The sequence below is a fragment of the Alteromonas sp. M12 genome (genome assembly GCF_037478005.1).
GTDB classification, from domain to species: domain Bacteria; phylum Pseudomonadota; class Gammaproteobacteria; order Enterobacterales; family Alteromonadaceae; genus Aliiglaciecola; species Aliiglaciecola lipolytica_A.
This window is the reverse complement of record NZ_CP144164.1, coordinates 4,789,254-4,805,138: the sequence shown is the minus strand read 5'-3', so window position 1 is coordinate 4,805,138 and position 15,885 is coordinate 4,789,254. Positions and strand designations below refer to the sequence as shown.

The following is a 15,885-nucleotide window of genomic DNA, read 5'->3' as shown; positions in this document are numbered from 1 at the left end:
TCAACCCTGCTCTTCCTTCGACCTCATCTCAACCCAATTTTTAGTTAATTTATCAAAATCCTCACCTGCGATTTCAATTGTCAATTGGGAAGTTGTTATGCCTGAGTTGGATGTATCAACTCTTATGGCCAAATCTGCTGGGTTTGAAATAGTAATATGCGCTGAATGCAGACCGGTATCGTCTAATATTTTGAACATTGTATATTGGCTATTCTTATTTCTATCTTCATCGCTCATGAAAAATCCCTCGTGTTAATAGTTTAGATTCTAATTCAATGTCTTTTCTCAATAGTATTAGTGCCCCTCGCGGTTAATAGACTCGCAAATACCCCAATCTCTTTTAAAGGCAAAGTAGATTCTAGATATTCATTATCATATTTTGCTGATGGACAATTTTTTCAAACTAGGACAGCTAACGTTTTCTATTCACTAGACATAGGAATTTTAATCTAATTATCATTTTGAAATAGAACAGCCAAAATCTGACACAATACTTCAGTTTTCAATCTAGTTTGTCCCTTATTTCGGGACATCGTAACATGTCATCATAATAGGGACAAGATGAAAAAGTCCACCAATGATCAAAGTTACACTCGATTGCTTTCTTGGCTCAAAAATGAGCGTATTAAGAAGGGTATGACTGTGCGTGAATTAGGCCTGTTATTAGATGAGCCATTCCAAACAGTCAGTAAAATAGAGAAGGGACAGCGAAAACTTTTTGTATATGAATATGTGCAGTACTGTGAAGCATTAGGCTTAGATCCCAAACATGGATTGAAACAACTTAAAAACGGATTGGGTTCCGATAAGTAATAGTTTAATAGAATAATTGACAGAAGGGTGAAGACTGAAGCTTAATCACTATAGTTATTCAACGTAATAATGTTTGAAACTTTGACCCGTCTAATAGGCTGACTAATAGGTTCAAGCGATTTTCGGACAGATAAAATATTGTCTGGCGGCCTTAATATTGGTCGGTAGTCTTGTTTTACCCCAATTTTGTAGAAACTTTAAAAATAGTATATGACTCTCCTTACTCAACATGTGGAAAAATTACAGAGTATATATGGTGAGAAGTACTTCGATAGAATCGTGAAGGATGGAGTAATCCAGTCCGGCAAATAATATCTATAGGTGTCGATGGAAAGATGAACCACGCCAAAGAATAAAGAGATGTAACATATGAGTTCGTATACAGATGATATGACGGAGAAGGAATGGGAAGAATTTTGCGAGAAAATGCTGCGCTATCATTACGGGCAGTCAAATTTTTGGGCTGTTCCTGATAAAGATAGCGGTGACTTTGGCATAGAGTTTTATACGGCAGATGGAACTATTTTTCAGTGCTACTACCCTGATCTATCTGTAGATATGAAGAAATATAAACAAAAAATACAGAAAAAAATTAATGATGATTTAAAAAAATTAAAGGAGTACGAACAAGGGATTGGTCAGATTCTTGGTGATATAAAGATAAAGCAGTGGGTTCTTCTCACTCAGGAGTTAAAATCTAAAGATTTGCTCGCTTATTGCAATAAGAAGAAAAAAGAAACGCTTGTTGGAAAAATCTCATATATTGATGGTAAAAATTTTCAAGTGAAAATTGAAACCGCCGATTCCTTTCCTGAGGGGAAGTTGTTCGCCCAAAATATGTGTTTGAAAACTATTGATATCCCGCTTTGGGAAGTTACTGATACTGATAGACTTCTATGGAAGGGCGGTAATGCAGAGTTTTCTGAAAACATTGTTAGAAAGTCAAATGTGATGATGGGAGCGGACTCTGATAAATTTCAAGACCGCATATTGACTAAGTATATTCAAATAGACAAATTTCTGGATCAGTTAAGAGAGGATCACCCCGATCTGCATAATCAGATTGAGGATAGTGCTAGAGCACAACTTGAGTCTATGCAGGATGAGTCGATACTAGAGAGTGATTTTGATAAGGAATTTGTAAAAAAGATTGTAGGCAATAATAAAGAGGCCTTTGAAAAATATTCAAAGTATTTTTCTGATAATAATAAGCAATCGCTATCATTTGGTTTTTTGTCTAAATGGATTGCTGAATGTTATATGGATTTTGTAAATGAATGAAGCCGGAAAAATAAAACCTGTCATTAGTAATAAGCCTTATTCTGTTCCAATAGAGATGCGACCTTTATGGAGGATTTGCCTTATTCTTATTTCTATAGTGTCCCTATCAGGCGAAAAACGTTATTTAAGCGTCAAAAAAGTAAATATGCTTGTATGGATGTTAATCAGAAAAAAACGATGGCGTGAATACGAAGACTATCTTCATGAAAGAGTCTTAGATATTCCTTTAGTGTCAGTAGATACAGCTACATTTAAGGCTGTGGAGTTTGCATTGGCTAAAGACTTTATACTTTTAAAAGATGGAAGGCTTCATGTTACGGAGAGTGGACTTGAGGTTTATCAGTTAGTGACTGATAACGAGATTATGCTTGAAGAATTGTGGTTTTTAAGGAAAGTGGGAAAGAAGTTAAGTGACAGAAAAGTTAAAGAGATATCAGGAGGATTGCTTTAATGTTGGGACTGACGATTGAAAATATTGAGCTTACAGCGCAAACGAATGGAGGTGAGTTTTCTGTCAGTATTCCATTAAGTGTCGGGCTTAATATAATTCGTGCTGAAAACTCATCAGGAAAGTCAACGTGTGTTAATGCGATTGCATATGGCCTTGGCTTAGAGGCTATTCTTGGGCCGAAAAGTAAGCGGCCATTTCCAAAATCGTTATATGAAGTTATCTCTGATAGTAAGGAGAAAGAGAAACAATATTATGTGAGTTCATCGTGCGTTGTTCTTACCGTAAAGAATAGCAGTGGAGATGTGGTTCTTATTACTAGAGATATTCTTGGAAATGAGAACAAAGTCACTGTATTTCAAAGCGGCAGAAACACAGATTATTTCCTTGGTTCTTCAGGTAATGTTGGATCGGCAAAAAGTGACAGGGGCTTTCATAAATGGTTGGCTGAATTTATTGGCTGGGAATTACCTAATGTTGTCACCTTTGATGGAAGGGAAGTAAAGCTTTATATCGAATGTATATTTTCTTTGTTTTTTATTGAACAAAAAAGAGGGTGGTCGGAAATCCAAGCAAATATACCCACTGTCTATGGTATTAAAAATGTTAAAAAAACGACTACTGAGTTTTGCTTGGGAATTGACAGTTTTGAGTATGAAAATAAGGTTGTGCGATTAAGAAATAGCATTACAAATTCGGAAAATGAGTGGGAGAAACTAATTAGTGCGGCTGAAGGAATCGCGGATTTCAATTCAGTGATAATGAATAAAACCCCTGATTTGGGTGGTTATAAGGATAGCTTTGATGTTGAATTTCTTTATCAAGACGGGAGTGCAACTTATTCTGTGGTGGAGCGACAGCGATCTCTCAAATTGTTGGTGAATAAGGTGGCGCTTGATGTCTCAGAGGCTACGCCAGATAATGACAAGTTAAGTAGCCAGCAGGCTAGGTTGAGAGAGCTTCGAAGAGAAGCTGAGAAAAATTCAGAAGAAATTGAAGTTTCTATGCTCTCGTTGTCGGATGTTGAGAGTAAAATATCCACATTGAAAAATGAATTAGATAGATATCAACAATTACGTCGCCTTAAAGATGTTGGCAGCTTAATAGAGGCTGACCTCGACACAAAAACATGCCCAATATGTGAATCGGAACTCTACGACACACTAGGAAATCGGTCTGTCAGGAGAGAGCCTATGACATTAGGTGAAAATGTTGAGTTTTTAAAAAACCAGGCTGATTTCTATGTGAGTATTAAGCTCCGAAATAGTGAGGTTCTAAGACAACTTCAATCTAAAGGTAAAATGATTAAAGCAAGAGCAAACAAAGAAGAGAGTGTACTGGACAGCCTTCGTGAAGATTTGAATGATGTTAATGGTAAGGTAAACGCTCTGCTTAGGAAAAAGATACAGGCGGAAATCGAGCTAAGAGATGCTGAAAAACTTGGGGATTCTTTGATTGACCTTAAAAGCCAAGCGGCAAGAATACACTCTTCTTGGAGCGTTTCGACGACTGCTCTAAAAAAATTGCGAAACACATCATCAAACAGTGATAAAAAATTAATTATTCATGAACTTTTATCTCTTGTTAAAGGGAACTTGAAAGCATTTAACTTTACTCCTGCTTCTATTGGTTATATCTCTATCTCAGAGCATACATTGCGTCCAGAGCAGGATGGTTACGATATTGTTGCTGAAACATCCGCTAGTGATTACATTCGAATAATTTGGGCTTACACACTTTCTCTGTTGCAACTTGCTGGAAATAAAAAAGGTGTATTGCACGGGGGGGGTGTTGTATTTGATGAGCCAAGACAGCACGAAGCTAGCAAAGCGAGTTTTGCAAACCTAATTGATAAAGCATCAGAGTCTAAAGACTATAATGGGCAGGTTATCTTTGCTACGAGCTTAGATGTAGATGTACTTGAATCTGCTTGTGCTAATAAGGGGGTTAATCTTATTTGCTTTGATGACTATATACTTACTTTGAAAACAGATGCTGATGATGAGTATTTAGGGGTAGAATAGAAGTTCAATGTCCGCCATTGGCTGGCTGTAGCCGATTTTATTATTGAACTTGCGCTATGATAGTTTCAAGCAGAAAACGCCAATTTGTTAGCTGTAAGTTGTAGCAAACTTTAAGCTTTCATGCCTTTGTTGAAAAAGGTTCAACATGTAGAAATCACTCTTTGGATCATTCAAAGAAAAATTTTTCTGTCCAAAAGTAGACTCAACATAATTGTGCAGTATTTAAACATTAAGTCAGCCGCACTGCACAGCTCCTTTAGCCCAAATGCTGCTTAAAAAAGCTAATTGTTCGTTGCCATGCTAATTCAGCAGCTTCTGGGTCATAACGCCCCGTAGAGTCGTTATGAAATCCGTGATTTGCTTTCTGGTACATGTGCATGGTGTAGTCAACCTGATTCGCTTTCAAATCCTGTTCATACTCAGGCCAACTTGCGTTGACTCTTTCATCTAACTCGGCAAGCTGCACTAGCAGAGGCGCTTTAATATTTTTGCGCAATTCCTTCGCTGCTGGGGTGCCATAAAATGGTACGCCAGCACTTATAACTTCAGGAATTGATGCTGCTAGCATGTTGACAATGTAACCACCAAAACAAAAGCCGACTGCGCCAAGTTTGCCATTGCCCGACGGGTGCGATTGCAAAAATTTGGCTGCTGCGATGAAGTCTTGCTCGATTTTTGCCCTGTCCATCGAACGCTGCATTTCTCTACCTTGATCATCATTTCCTGGATAACCCCCGAGTGGGTGCAACGCATCTGGAGCGAATGCTATGAATCCCGCTTTTGCTGCTCGCCTAGCGACATCTTTGATATATGGGTTCAGACCTCTATTTTCATGTACTACTAAAACTAAGGGAGCTTTAGCCGTCATTTTTTCTGGAGTGACGAAGTATCCTCTTCCTTCTCCGTGTCCCTTATCAGAGGGAAAGGTTAAATATGTTGCTTTGATTTCAGGGTCATTAAATGAAACTTGTTCTGCTAATGCATAATTCGGTAACAAGGCAGAAGAGAGTACCGACATACTGAAGCCCAGCGCCGCTAGAGATCCAAGTCGAGATAAGAATGTCCGTCTATCTATTATCCCGTGCGCGTATTGATCGTACCAATCGAAAGCTTCTTGGGGAATGATTTGTGATGGTAGGTTGTCATTCTGAATTGGATCGTTCATAAAAATTTACCTATCTGAAGAGATTATAAAATTTTGTTACAGAACTAGTATGTGCTTATTGTGTTTACGATCACAATATATTTATATGTGTATAATTTTTAATCACAACAATGTCAATGAGTTTGATCGGAGTTAACTTTTTCTAACCAAACATCGCACAGGGTTGCCTGTTTCTTGTGTGCCAATTGCCGTCAGTCATAGCTCGCTGGCCGAATTAGTGGTTATATCAGATACTGGTTATAGCTATTTTCGTTAATTCAATATCCTTCAAGCGAATGTATCGTCGATTAATAACTTCTGGCGATCGGCAATGCTGAGTATGTAAACACGCAAATGATGGTGCTATATTGATGGGTCTTGCTATATGTGGAATTAAGGCAGAAAACGATTTAGCGGTTACCTTTTTTAATTCCAATTGTTGAATCCTATAAAGCCTGAATATAGGCGGCCTTTCGAGTTATCAAATCTATATCCTGATGAAAGCTTAGGTAAACTTAAAACAACAAGACTTGCAGATATGAGTATCACTCTTCAAGCAACTGCAATACCCCACATTCTTTAACTTTTCTATCATCTGTGCATGCCGAGGCCATATCAGATAGGGTAAGCTTTAGCTCCTCAAGCTCTGCAATGCGATGTGTGACGTCAACCATATGTTGATGGATCAAATTGTTCACACTAGAACAACTTTTATCGGGATTATTTTTTGTATCCAACAGCTGTTTAATTTCTATTATGGTCAAATCTAATGAGCGACATTGTTTAATGAATCGCAGTGCTCTCAACGATGAGGCGTCATAAATTCTGTAGTTGCCTTCACTGCGGTTGCACGCCTCAAACAAATCCTGTTTTTCATAAAAACGGATCGTCTGAATAGAACACCCACTTTTTTTTGATAGCTCACCTATTTTCATAAACGTGCCTTTGTGTTGTTGACTCTATACTAGGTATAGACTTTACACTGTACCTACAGTATTTGGAATAAGAGTTAAATAATGAGTGGTTGTGGCTGTGAAGTGGAAATCAAAGATGCCTCACAAAAACGGGTTCTGTATTGGCTGCTCGGCATCAATGCGGTGATGTTTTTCGTTGAGATGACTGTGGGTATTTTGGCTGACTCTACTGCTTTGATAGCAGACTCTATGGACATGCTAGCGGATGCGGTTGTATACGGCATAGGTATTTATGCTGTGGGTAAATCTATACTTCACAAAGCCAACGCGGCTAAAATCAGTGGTTACTTTCAGCTATTGCTGGGCGTAATTATTCTTATTGATATTACCAGAAGGTTATTCTTGGGCAGTGAGCCTATCTCATCACTAATGATAGGAATGGGGTTCATTGCACTAATTGCAAACGTCGTTTGCTTGGTGATTATTCGTAATCATAAAAACGACGAAGTACATATGCGAGCCAGCTGGATTTTTTCGGCCAACGATGTCATCGCCAACATGGGTGTCATTATCGCCGGAGTTTTAGTGGTATGGCTTGATAGCAGAGTACCGGATTTGGTTATCGGCTGTATTGTGTCGATTGTCGTGCTGCGCGGAGCGTGGATGATCCTGAAAGACGCCAAGCAGGAAGTACTTAATATTAAACTAGCTAAAGGTAAAGGGGATGATTCACTATGACATTCAATAAAGCCGTTAAGCCGCATATCGATGCCAAATTAACAGATTACTCAGGTGCAATGTCTAACAATAATGAGAGGCAGGCATTTGCAGCGCTGGAGGATGCGCATGTAATTGGTCAGCACTCTACTTATTATCATTGTTTAATTCATTGTAAAATGCTGCGACATGGTCTTCTAAACAAAGATTGGAGAGCCGTTTTTGGACAAGTAATAAGAATAGTTGGTGCTGCAACCAAAACAGCTATCGGCCTTGTACCTAAAGGGAATACAGGTGGCACTGACATCAGCCCCTTTAAGCGACTGCCAATCAGTGCTGAAAATCAGGCGATATTGGACAAAATCAACCATGCATAATCATAACCACAGTCACAGTGATAACAGCGCATCAAAACGTATTGGCTGGGCATTTTTCTTGAATGTCGTGTTCACTATCATTGAATTTATCGGCGGGTGGCTGACAAACAGCACGGCTATTATGGCCGACGCAGTGCATGATTTGGGCGATAGTTTATCCATTGGCACCGCGTGGGGCTTAAATAAACTCAGTGATAAAGAAGCAACCAATACATTTTCCTATGGCTATAAACGATTTTCACTTCTTGGTGCATTGATCAACGGCTTAGTGTTAACGACTGGCTCAATATGGATCTTATTCGAAGCTATCCCAAGGCTTTCAGCACCTGAAATGCCGCAAGTCGAAGGCATGTTACTCCTGTCAATTTTTGGCATCGCCGTTAATGGATTTGCTGCGTATAAACTTAGCGAAGGGAGTTCCTTAAACGAGCGTATCTTAAACTGGCATTTACTTGAAGATGTATTGGGTTGGGTGGCAGTGCTGATCGTATCGATTGTGCTGATGTTTAAGCCATGGCCAATTTTAGATCCTATCTTATCTATTGGCTTCACGTTATTCATTTTATTCAATGTAGTTAAAAATCTAAAAGAAACCTTATTGTTATTCCTGCAAGCCACGCCCGATGCTAAGCAGATGGAGGAAGTGCGTAAAGTGCTCATGTCAAACAGTGATGTGGCGGATATACATCATTTTCATATCTGGTCTTTGGACGGTGAACATAGCGTCATGACGGCACATGTGGAGTTGAAACAAGATGTTTCGGTTTCTCAGTTGAGAACACTTAAAGACGAACTTCGCCAAGGCCTTGATGAGTTTGATTTTGTGCACACTACCATTGAAATTGAATTTGCCAATGAAGATTGTCGTGATGAGTAATGTAATGATTGAAATACTTTGTTTCGGTTGGTCGATTGGTCTTAGTTCGATTACCTGTTAATATGAAAAAGATGAGAGTAGATAGATATGTTTAGTGTAAGGGTGACAAGCTACCTGTTGATTTCGCTGATTTTGTTTCAGTCGTTTTCTGCTGTCGCCAAGTCCTTGGATTTTCATGCTATCGACTCGCAACATCTCAACGAAATACACGAGCATCAGTTAGGCGATAATATCGCTTCTGAAAAGCCGCAGGTGCAACTAAAATCTATCGAACATCCCGATACTGATAACGCCCCCATAGATGTTTCTCACAATCCTGCTGATTGCCACCATTGTGGTCACTGTCATGGAACCCATGCCCAATGGCTTGGAAATAACACCGCAATTGAACTTGCTTCTGTTGCCACCCATCACGGTTTCTATTACTTATCAAAAGTTATAGATGCACCGGTCACGCAATTACTACGCCCACCTAAAGCATAACCCTGAACTAATCAAACACCGTTCGCCAACTGCTTGGCGATATATATTTTTGATAATTTAGGAATAAAACAATGATGCATTTTTCATTGAGTCGCCCTGTGCGTGCGCACGCTTGGGTGATTTCCACGATGCTTGTCCTTTTGACAACACACACCGTGGTAGTAGCACAAACAAACAGTATCACCAATCGCGAAATGACCTTGCAAAGCGCCATACAGCGAACATTAGCGAATTCGCCCGAGTTGCTTGAGTTCACATATAGGCAACAAGCGATTGAGGGAGAAATTAAAACTGCTTCTCTCAAACCTGCCCTCAACGCAGGCATTGAAGTGGAAAACTTCTTAGGAACAGACGAGGTCTCTGGCATTAAGGACACCGAGCTGACTCTCACATTGTCGTCGGTCATTGAATTGGGCAATAAACTCAACTCACGTAAGGCGTTTGCTAAGGCGCAATCCACCTTAGTCGAAGCACAAAAACAAGTGCATACCTTGGATGTACTGGCTGAAGTGACACGTCGCTACATCGATGTATTGGCGCAACAAGCGTTAATTGACGCGCAAAAAGATGCAGAAACACTTGCTCGATATACCTATCAGGCTGTCGCAAGACGCGTGGATGCAGGTGCTTCCCCTGCATTTGAACAGAAACGCGCTGAAGCGGCTTTAGCAAGAGCTAGACTGGATGTGGTGACGGCACAGCAAACTAAGCAAGGCATGATAAATAGTCTGGCTATTATGTGGGGGGAAAAAGATCCCTCTTTTACTGATGTGGAGGGTGACTTATTTGCGCTGCAATCGTCTCCTTCGTTAACCGCGCTTTTTACCACCTTATTGGACAGCCCCAATCTTGAGGTCTATACGCAAGGTTCGAGATTGCAGGCATCTCAAGTCCGTCTTACTCAAGCAGCTAATCAATCGGATTTAAGCTGGACGGCTGGTATCAGGCGCATGAATGGCATAGATGAAACAGCCTTTGTAGCAGGCGTGAGTATGCCTCTGTTTGCCGGTGACCGAAATCTTGGCGAGTACGAAAAGCAGCGGGCAATTCAGGCACAGCTGGAACAACAAAAAGAGTCAGCGACGCAAAGCCTATACCATCAGCTAAATATGGCCTTGATTGTCAGAAACAATGCGCTGCTCAATGTACAGACACTGCAAAACTCTATTATCCCACCCTTAGTCCAAGCGCTGGAATTAGTAGAACAAGCCTATATAAACGGTCGATTCAGCTACCTTGAATGGGTGAGTACACGTCAAGAACTACTCAATGCCAAACAAGCCTTAATTCAATCAGCGAAGCAAGCTCATCAGCGTGGTGCAGATATCGAATCACTGACTGCACAGCCTCTTGTGGATACGATCAACAGCTCTTTTTCGAGAAAAACAAAATGAACAAAAATATATTAATTAAGAAGCAAAACACTCTGTTAGTTTTCATTGTTTGCAGTGCGTTGGGATTTTTTTCAAGCACCACAATACAAGCATCAGAAGGCGAACATGGTAAAGAGGAAGCCCATAAGGATGAACGCGTATTCATGTCGGATAGCATGGCGCAAAAAATGGGCATAATGACGCAAAGTGTGCAAACGGGTAGTCTCAATATCACCACCACTGTCTACGGAAATATCGTGACCGACCCTGCTTCACTGAGTCATGTGCGTGCACGATTCGACGGTATGGTGACTAAGGTCAATGCAAATTTAGGTAACAAGGTAAAAAAAGGCGAGACACTGGCGGTAGTTGAATCCAACGAAAGCCTGAAAAGCTATCCCGTCGCCGCGCCGTTTTCAGGCACCGTGATTGCCAGACATGCCAATGAAGGTGAGTTATCTAATGGCCAAGTGTTATTTTCAATCGCAAACTATGATGACGTGTGGGCACAGCTTAAAATTTTTCCACAGCAGCTCCCTGAAATTGCTGAAAATCAACGTGCTCAACTTAGTGTGGCAGGGGCATCGTTAGAAACCACTATCCAACATATCTTACCCTCACCCGATGAAAAGCCTTATGTCTTGGCGTATGCCAAAATAGCTAATACCTCAGGTCAATGGCCGGTTGGTGCAGCTATCAAAGGGCTTGTCACAATCAACAAACTTGATGTCGCCATGATGGTGCCTAAAGCGTCGATTCAAGAGTTTGAGGGGGCTTCTGTCGTATTTGTCAAAGAAGGTGACGAATACCGTCCCGTGCCCGTAGTCTTAGGTCAGCAAGATAACCACAATATTGAAGTGTTATCAGGTCTGCACATTGCAGATGTGATTGTCAGCCAGAACAGCTACCTGTTTAAAGCCGATTTAGAAAAGTCGGAGGCCGGTCATGATCATTAATAACTCAATGCTATCTACTTGGTCAGGCGTCTCTGTTATTGGGGGACGAACACATGATTGAATCCATATTACGTTTGTCCATAGAGCGACGAGGTTTAATGCTGATGTTGATCTTCCTTGTGCTGGGCATGGGGATATTCAGTTATCAAAAATTACCTATTGATGCAGTACCCGATATCACCAACGTGCAAGTGCAAATCAATACACAAGCATCGGGCTATTCGCCTTTGGAAACCGAGCAGCGGATCACATTCGTAGTAGAAACAGCACTGGCGGGATTGCCTGATCTGTCCTACACCCGCTCTTTATCTCGCTACGGACTATCTCAGGTAACAGCGGTATTTGATGAAGGCACTGATCTGTATTTTGCGCGTAATCTCATCAATACCCGATTAGGTGCAATCAAAAGTCAGCTACCTGAAGGGTTAGCGCCTGAAATGGGACCTATCGCTACTGGGTTGGGCGAAATCTATATGTATACCTTGCGAGCCAAGCAAAATGCCATGCAAAAAAACGGTGAGCCGTACGATGCAATGGCGCTTCGCGAGATACACGACTGGATCGTAAAACCGCAGCTCGCACTGGTTAAGGGGATCACTGAAGTCAACGCCATCGGTGGGTACGTAAAACAATATCATGTGAATCCTGAACCACAGAAAATGCTGAATTTTGATATTGGTCTAAGTGATATCCATCGTGCGCTGGAGCGAAACAACACGAATCAAGGTGCGGGGTTTGTTGAGCGAAATGGGCAACAAATACTGGTGCGCTCACAAGGTCAACTACAGACACTTAGCGATATCGAAAATGTGGTAATAAAACGCATTAATACCGTCCCCATTGCGGTGAAAGACATTGGCAGTGTAGCTATTGGTAAGGAGCTGAGAACGGGTGCGGCAACGCAGGAGGGTGAAGAGACCGTTTTAGGTACAGCAATGATGCTAGTTGGCGAAAACTCACGAGCCGTTGCTCAATCCGTTGCCAAAAAGGTGAAGGACATTCAATCCAGCTTACCTGATGGTATTGTCATTGAGCCAGTCTACGACCGCACCCTACTGGTCGATAAAGCTATCGACACGGTTCAAAAGAATTTAGTGGAAGGTGCATTATTAGTCATAGTGATCTTGTTCATATTGCTTGGCAATATTCGCGCCGCGCTCATCACTGCGGCAGTTATTCCGCTAGCGATGTTGGCAACCATCACAGGCATGGTTAATACCGGTGTCTCTGCCAATCTGATGAGCCTTGGGGCATTGGATTTTGGATTAATTGTCGATGGGGCGGTGATCATCGTAGAGAACTGTATCAGGCGGTTATCCGAGTCTCAAAAACGCACAGGCGGAGTCTTACCACTTAAAGAGCGGCTAGAACTGGTTTTTCAAGCAACCAACGAAGTCATTCGTCCTAGCTTGTTCGGTGTATTGATTATTACTGTGGTGTATATCCCGCTGTTCTCATTGACAGGCGTTGAGGGCAAGATGTTTCAGCCAATGGCGGCAACGGTCATCATGGCGCTGATAGCAGCGATGCTGTTCTCCATTACCATTGTACCAGCGGCAGTCGCGATGTTTATGGGCGGTAAAGTCAGTGAAAAAGAAAGCTTCATTATTGTTGCAGCCAAATCCGCCTATCGCCCCATCATTCACCTTGCACTGAAATTACGCTGGATAGTGCTTGTCGGCTCAGTCGTGCTAGTAGTAGGCAGCTTATGGTTGGCAACGCGACTAGGCTCTGAGTTTGTTCCCCAGCTTGACGAAGGAGACATCGCACTGCACGCCATGCGAATACCGGGCACAGGTATTGAACAAGCCGTCGCAATGCAAAAAACACTTGAATCTACCTTGATGGAATACGAACAGGTACTTACAGTGTTTGCGAAAACCGGTACAGCAGAAGTAGCTACCGATGCGATGCCGCCCAACGTAACCGATACCTTTGTTATGCTAAAACCACGAGCGCAATGGCCTGATCCTGACCTATCAAAAGCGGATTTCGTGGAAACTCTTGAGCGAGACTTACAAGCGGTGACAGGTAATAACTATGAGTTTACCCAACCTATCCAAATGCGCTTTAACGAGTTGATTAGTGGGGTAAGGGCTGATCTGGGTATAAAAGTCTTCGGAGATGATTTAACCACGCTTGTTGCCTCTGCAAACGACATCTTAACGGTTTTGCAATCAATAGACGGCGTGGCGGATGCACGACTTGAGCAGGTCGATGATATCCCTATCTTCACTATCAACCCTAAGCCAGTCGAGTTGGCACGTTATGGATTGGACGTCGCCGATTTGCAGGAGTGGTTGGCTTCAGCTATCGGAGGTAATACCGCTGGCTTAATTTTTGAGGGAGATAGACGATTCGAGTTGCTTGTGCGATTTGATGAAGGTATCCGCACAGACTTAGATGCCATTGGCAGCACTCCTATTATTACATCCGAAGGGGAATTTGTGCCGTTATCAGAAGTCGCTACGATGGGTTACTCGTCTGTTCCCAATCAAATCAGTCGAGAAAACGGTAAGCGCAGAGTCGTGGTTACCGCCAATGTCAGAGAACGCGACTTAGGGAGTTTTGTTGACGAAGCAAAAATCAAAATAACCGAACAGGTTTCACTGCCAGCAGGCTACTGGCTGGATTATGGCGGCACGTTTGAGCAGCTTGAAAGTGCCAGTCAGCGACTGTCTATCGTGGTGCCGGCCACGCTTTTCCTGATACTTGTGTTACTAGTGGTGGTGTTTGGCTCATTTCGTGATGCCTTGATCATCTTCACTGGTGTGCCTTTAGCCTTAACAGGGGGTGTTTTCGCACTCTGGATGCGTGACATGCCACTGTCTATATCTGCCGGAGTCGGGTTTATTGCGCTCTCTGGTATTGCGGTACTAAACGGCTTAGTGATGTTGTCATTTATTAAACAGCGAGTACTAGAAACAGGTGACTTGATTAACTCAATCGTTGACGGAGCTATCACAAGATTGCGTCCGGTTTTGATGACAGCACTGGTAGCAAGTTTAGGCTTTATTCCCATGGCACTTAATGTCGGAACTGGGGCTGAAGTGCAAAGACCGCTTGCAACGGTGGTGATTGGCGGGATCATCTCGTCCACTATTTTAACGTTAATCATATTACCGGTTTTATATCGGATCATGCATTCGAAACTAATCAAAGTATGATGGTTAGGCACCGTATCGCAGAAGATACGGTGCTCTTTATCTTTAAAAAACACAACGCAATTCAACATGAGGTATGGACTTTATGTTTACCAAATACACTATATTACGGCTAGCCACTTTGGCTCTACTGACCCTTTTTATAACAGGATGCGCTTCGTCAACAGGACTGATAGAAGCGAACAATGTGCCGAAATTAAAATGACGGATCATCAGTACTTCTACTTCCGAGACTAAAACTGATTGGCTTATTTCTAACTTTTAGACCACAGCCGATACTTTTTTGGGCTTACCAGACGGGTAAATTCTCGTTTCAACTCTATCTGAGGATGGAACGATAATTGAACAGAAAAAAGCAAAGTACAGAAAGATAATAGTCAATGGTAAATGAACTAAAAGACATCAATTAGGCGTCTCTTTATTCTGTGTAAACTTCGAGTCTGTATCTAAAGGGGCGAATGTGAGCGTTGAACACGTGGTCGATGAACAATATCTGACAGCTCGTAGTATCAAGAGAAAAATAGAGCATCTAATATTTTTTTCGACGCCCTAGGGCATAAATCACAATACTTAAAATGCTAAATACAACATCCAAACACCTGCGCCAATCATGAATAAGTTCTCGGTAAGCGAAACAAACCCTAGTGGTACATTACTGTCGCCGCCAACACAGGCACATTTGAGTTCCCGCTTGTCGATATAGACAGCTTTAAATACAGACACTGCACCAATAGTACCTATGAATAATGAAACAGGGCCAATTATCAATCCAGAAATCGACGCTAGCATTCCAATACCGGCAAAGGCCTCTGCAAAAGGATAAATATAAGCGTATCTAATATGACGCATGGCTAGCAGATCGTAGGTAATAAATGAGTTTGAAAAGGCGTATAAATCGCGCAACTTTTGAATAGCCAATATGGTCATGCTATAGGCCACAAACAATTCGATCACCTTAATCGTGCTAAAGCTTGCTGTGTATGCAAAACTTGTTGCTAAGCCCATTAAAAAGGCGACGGCGAAAATGGCTAACACTGGCGTGTAAGTAGTGCCTGTTTGACCAGCAGGCCCCATGTCAAAATAATCTCTTAGGTCGTCATAACCGCCGACCTTCTTTTCGTCGATGAACGTCTGCGGTGTGGTTTTAACGTTGTGTTTTTTCTTAAATTCATCAGTTTTGTCTCGTGACGTCAATTTAAGATCTTCTACCTCAAAGCCTTTTCTTTCAAGAAGGTCTTTAGAGCGTAATCCATAGGGGCAAATATGGTCATTGGTATGCATACGATATAGCTTTGCAGTTTTTTTCATTTTGAA

The 15,885-nt window shown here is 41.7% G+C and carries 15 protein-coding genes; 11 read left to right on the top strand and 4 right to left on the bottom strand.

What is annotated here, in order from left to right:
- Positions 1-237 carry a hypothetical protein gene (locus VUI23_RS20645; protein WP_342805842.1) on the bottom strand — a complete coding sequence of 79 codons (237 nt, stop codon included), beginning with the start codon at positions 235-237 and terminating at the stop codon, positions 1-3.
- Positions 238-561: 324 nt separating this feature from the next.
- Here VUI23_RS20645 and VUI23_RS20640 point away from each other — a divergent pair, with 324 nt between their 5' ends.
- The 4 genes from VUI23_RS20640 to VUI23_RS20625 all read left to right on the top strand — a co-directional run bounded on the left by VUI23_RS20640 (position 562) and on the right by VUI23_RS20625 (position 4,566).
- Entirely contained in the window at positions 562-813 is a 252-nt protein-coding gene (locus tag VUI23_RS20640; protein ID WP_342805840.1) for a helix-turn-helix transcriptional regulator, read from the top strand.
- 369 nt (positions 814-1,182) lie between these two features.
- Positions 1,183-2,094, top strand: coding sequence for a hypothetical protein (locus VUI23_RS20635; protein WP_342805838.1), 912 nt, complete (start codon positions 1,183-1,185; stop codon positions 2,092-2,094).
- On the top strand, positions 2,087-2,545 hold the full coding sequence (locus VUI23_RS20630) for a hypothetical protein (RefSeq protein WP_342805836.1): 459 nt from the start codon (positions 2,087-2,089) through the stop codon (positions 2,543-2,545). Before VUI23_RS20635 ends, VUI23_RS20630 begins: the two co-directional genes overlap by 8 nt.
- Positions 2,545-4,566 (top strand): hypothetical protein, encoded by a 2,022-nt coding sequence (locus VUI23_RS20625; RefSeq protein WP_342805834.1) that lies wholly within the window; start codon positions 2,545-2,547, stop codon positions 4,564-4,566. The genes VUI23_RS20630 and VUI23_RS20625 overlap by 1 nt, the downstream gene beginning before the upstream one ends.
- A gap of 256 nt (positions 4,567-4,822) precedes the next feature.
- On the opposite strand, the gene VUI23_RS20620 is transcribed toward VUI23_RS20625, so the two are convergent.
- Entirely contained in the window at positions 4,823-5,731 is a 909-nt protein-coding gene (locus VUI23_RS20620) for a dienelactone hydrolase family protein (protein ID WP_342805832.1), read from the bottom strand.
- Positions 5,732-6,255: 524 nt separating this feature from the next.
- Positions 6,256-6,645, bottom strand: a complete 390-nt coding sequence (cadR, locus tag VUI23_RS20615; protein ID WP_342805830.1) for a Cd(II)/Pb(II)-responsive transcriptional regulator — start codon at positions 6,643-6,645, stop codon at positions 6,256-6,258.
- Positions 6,646-6,726: 81 nt separating this feature from the next.
- Between cadR and VUI23_RS20610 the strand changes: the two genes are divergently transcribed.
- The 7 genes from VUI23_RS20610 (at position 6,727) to VUI23_RS20580 (ending at position 14,574) form a co-directional block, all read left to right on the top strand.
- Positions 6,727-7,362 carry a cation transporter gene (locus VUI23_RS20610; RefSeq protein ID WP_342805828.1) on the top strand — a complete coding sequence of 212 codons (636 nt, stop codon included), beginning with the start codon at positions 6,727-6,729 and terminating at the stop codon, positions 7,360-7,362.
- Positions 7,359-7,718, top strand: coding sequence for a DUF3703 domain-containing protein (locus tag VUI23_RS20605; RefSeq protein WP_342805826.1), 360 nt, complete (start codon positions 7,359-7,361; stop codon positions 7,716-7,718). The genes VUI23_RS20610 and VUI23_RS20605 overlap by 4 nt, the downstream gene beginning before the upstream one ends.
- Positions 7,711-8,595, top strand: a complete 885-nt coding sequence (locus VUI23_RS20600; RefSeq protein ID WP_342805824.1) for a cation diffusion facilitator family transporter — start codon at positions 7,711-7,713, stop codon at positions 8,593-8,595. Before VUI23_RS20605 ends, VUI23_RS20600 begins: the two co-directional genes overlap by 8 nt.
- Positions 8,596-8,682: 87 nt before the next feature.
- On the top strand, positions 8,683-9,078 hold the full coding sequence (locus tag VUI23_RS20595) for a hypothetical protein (protein WP_006993268.1): 396 nt from the start codon (positions 8,683-8,685) through the stop codon (positions 9,076-9,078).
- A 71-nt stretch (positions 9,079-9,149) separates the two neighbouring features.
- A complete protein-coding gene (locus VUI23_RS20590) occupies positions 9,150-10,472 on the top strand; it encodes a TolC family protein (protein ID WP_342805822.1) in 1,323 nt (440 codons plus the stop codon).
- On the top strand, positions 10,469-11,407 hold the full coding sequence (locus VUI23_RS20585) for an efflux RND transporter periplasmic adaptor subunit (RefSeq protein WP_342805821.1): 939 nt from the start codon (positions 10,469-10,471) through the stop codon (positions 11,405-11,407). The genes VUI23_RS20590 and VUI23_RS20585 overlap by 4 nt, the downstream gene beginning before the upstream one ends.
- Positions 11,408-11,460: 53 nt before the next feature.
- The gene (locus VUI23_RS20580) at positions 11,461-14,574 is read left to right on the top strand and encodes a CusA/CzcA family heavy metal efflux RND transporter (protein ID WP_342805819.1); all 3,114 of its coding nucleotides are present in this window, start codon (positions 11,461-11,463) and stop codon (positions 14,572-14,574) included.
- A gap of 567 nt (positions 14,575-15,141) precedes the next feature.
- Here VUI23_RS20580 and VUI23_RS20575 read toward each other — a convergent pair.
- The gene (locus tag VUI23_RS20575) at positions 15,142-15,879 is read right to left on the bottom strand and encodes a MauE/DoxX family redox-associated membrane protein (protein WP_342805817.1); all 738 of its coding nucleotides are present in this window, start codon (positions 15,877-15,879) and stop codon (positions 15,142-15,144) included.
- Positions 15,880-15,885 lie beyond the last annotated feature (6 nt).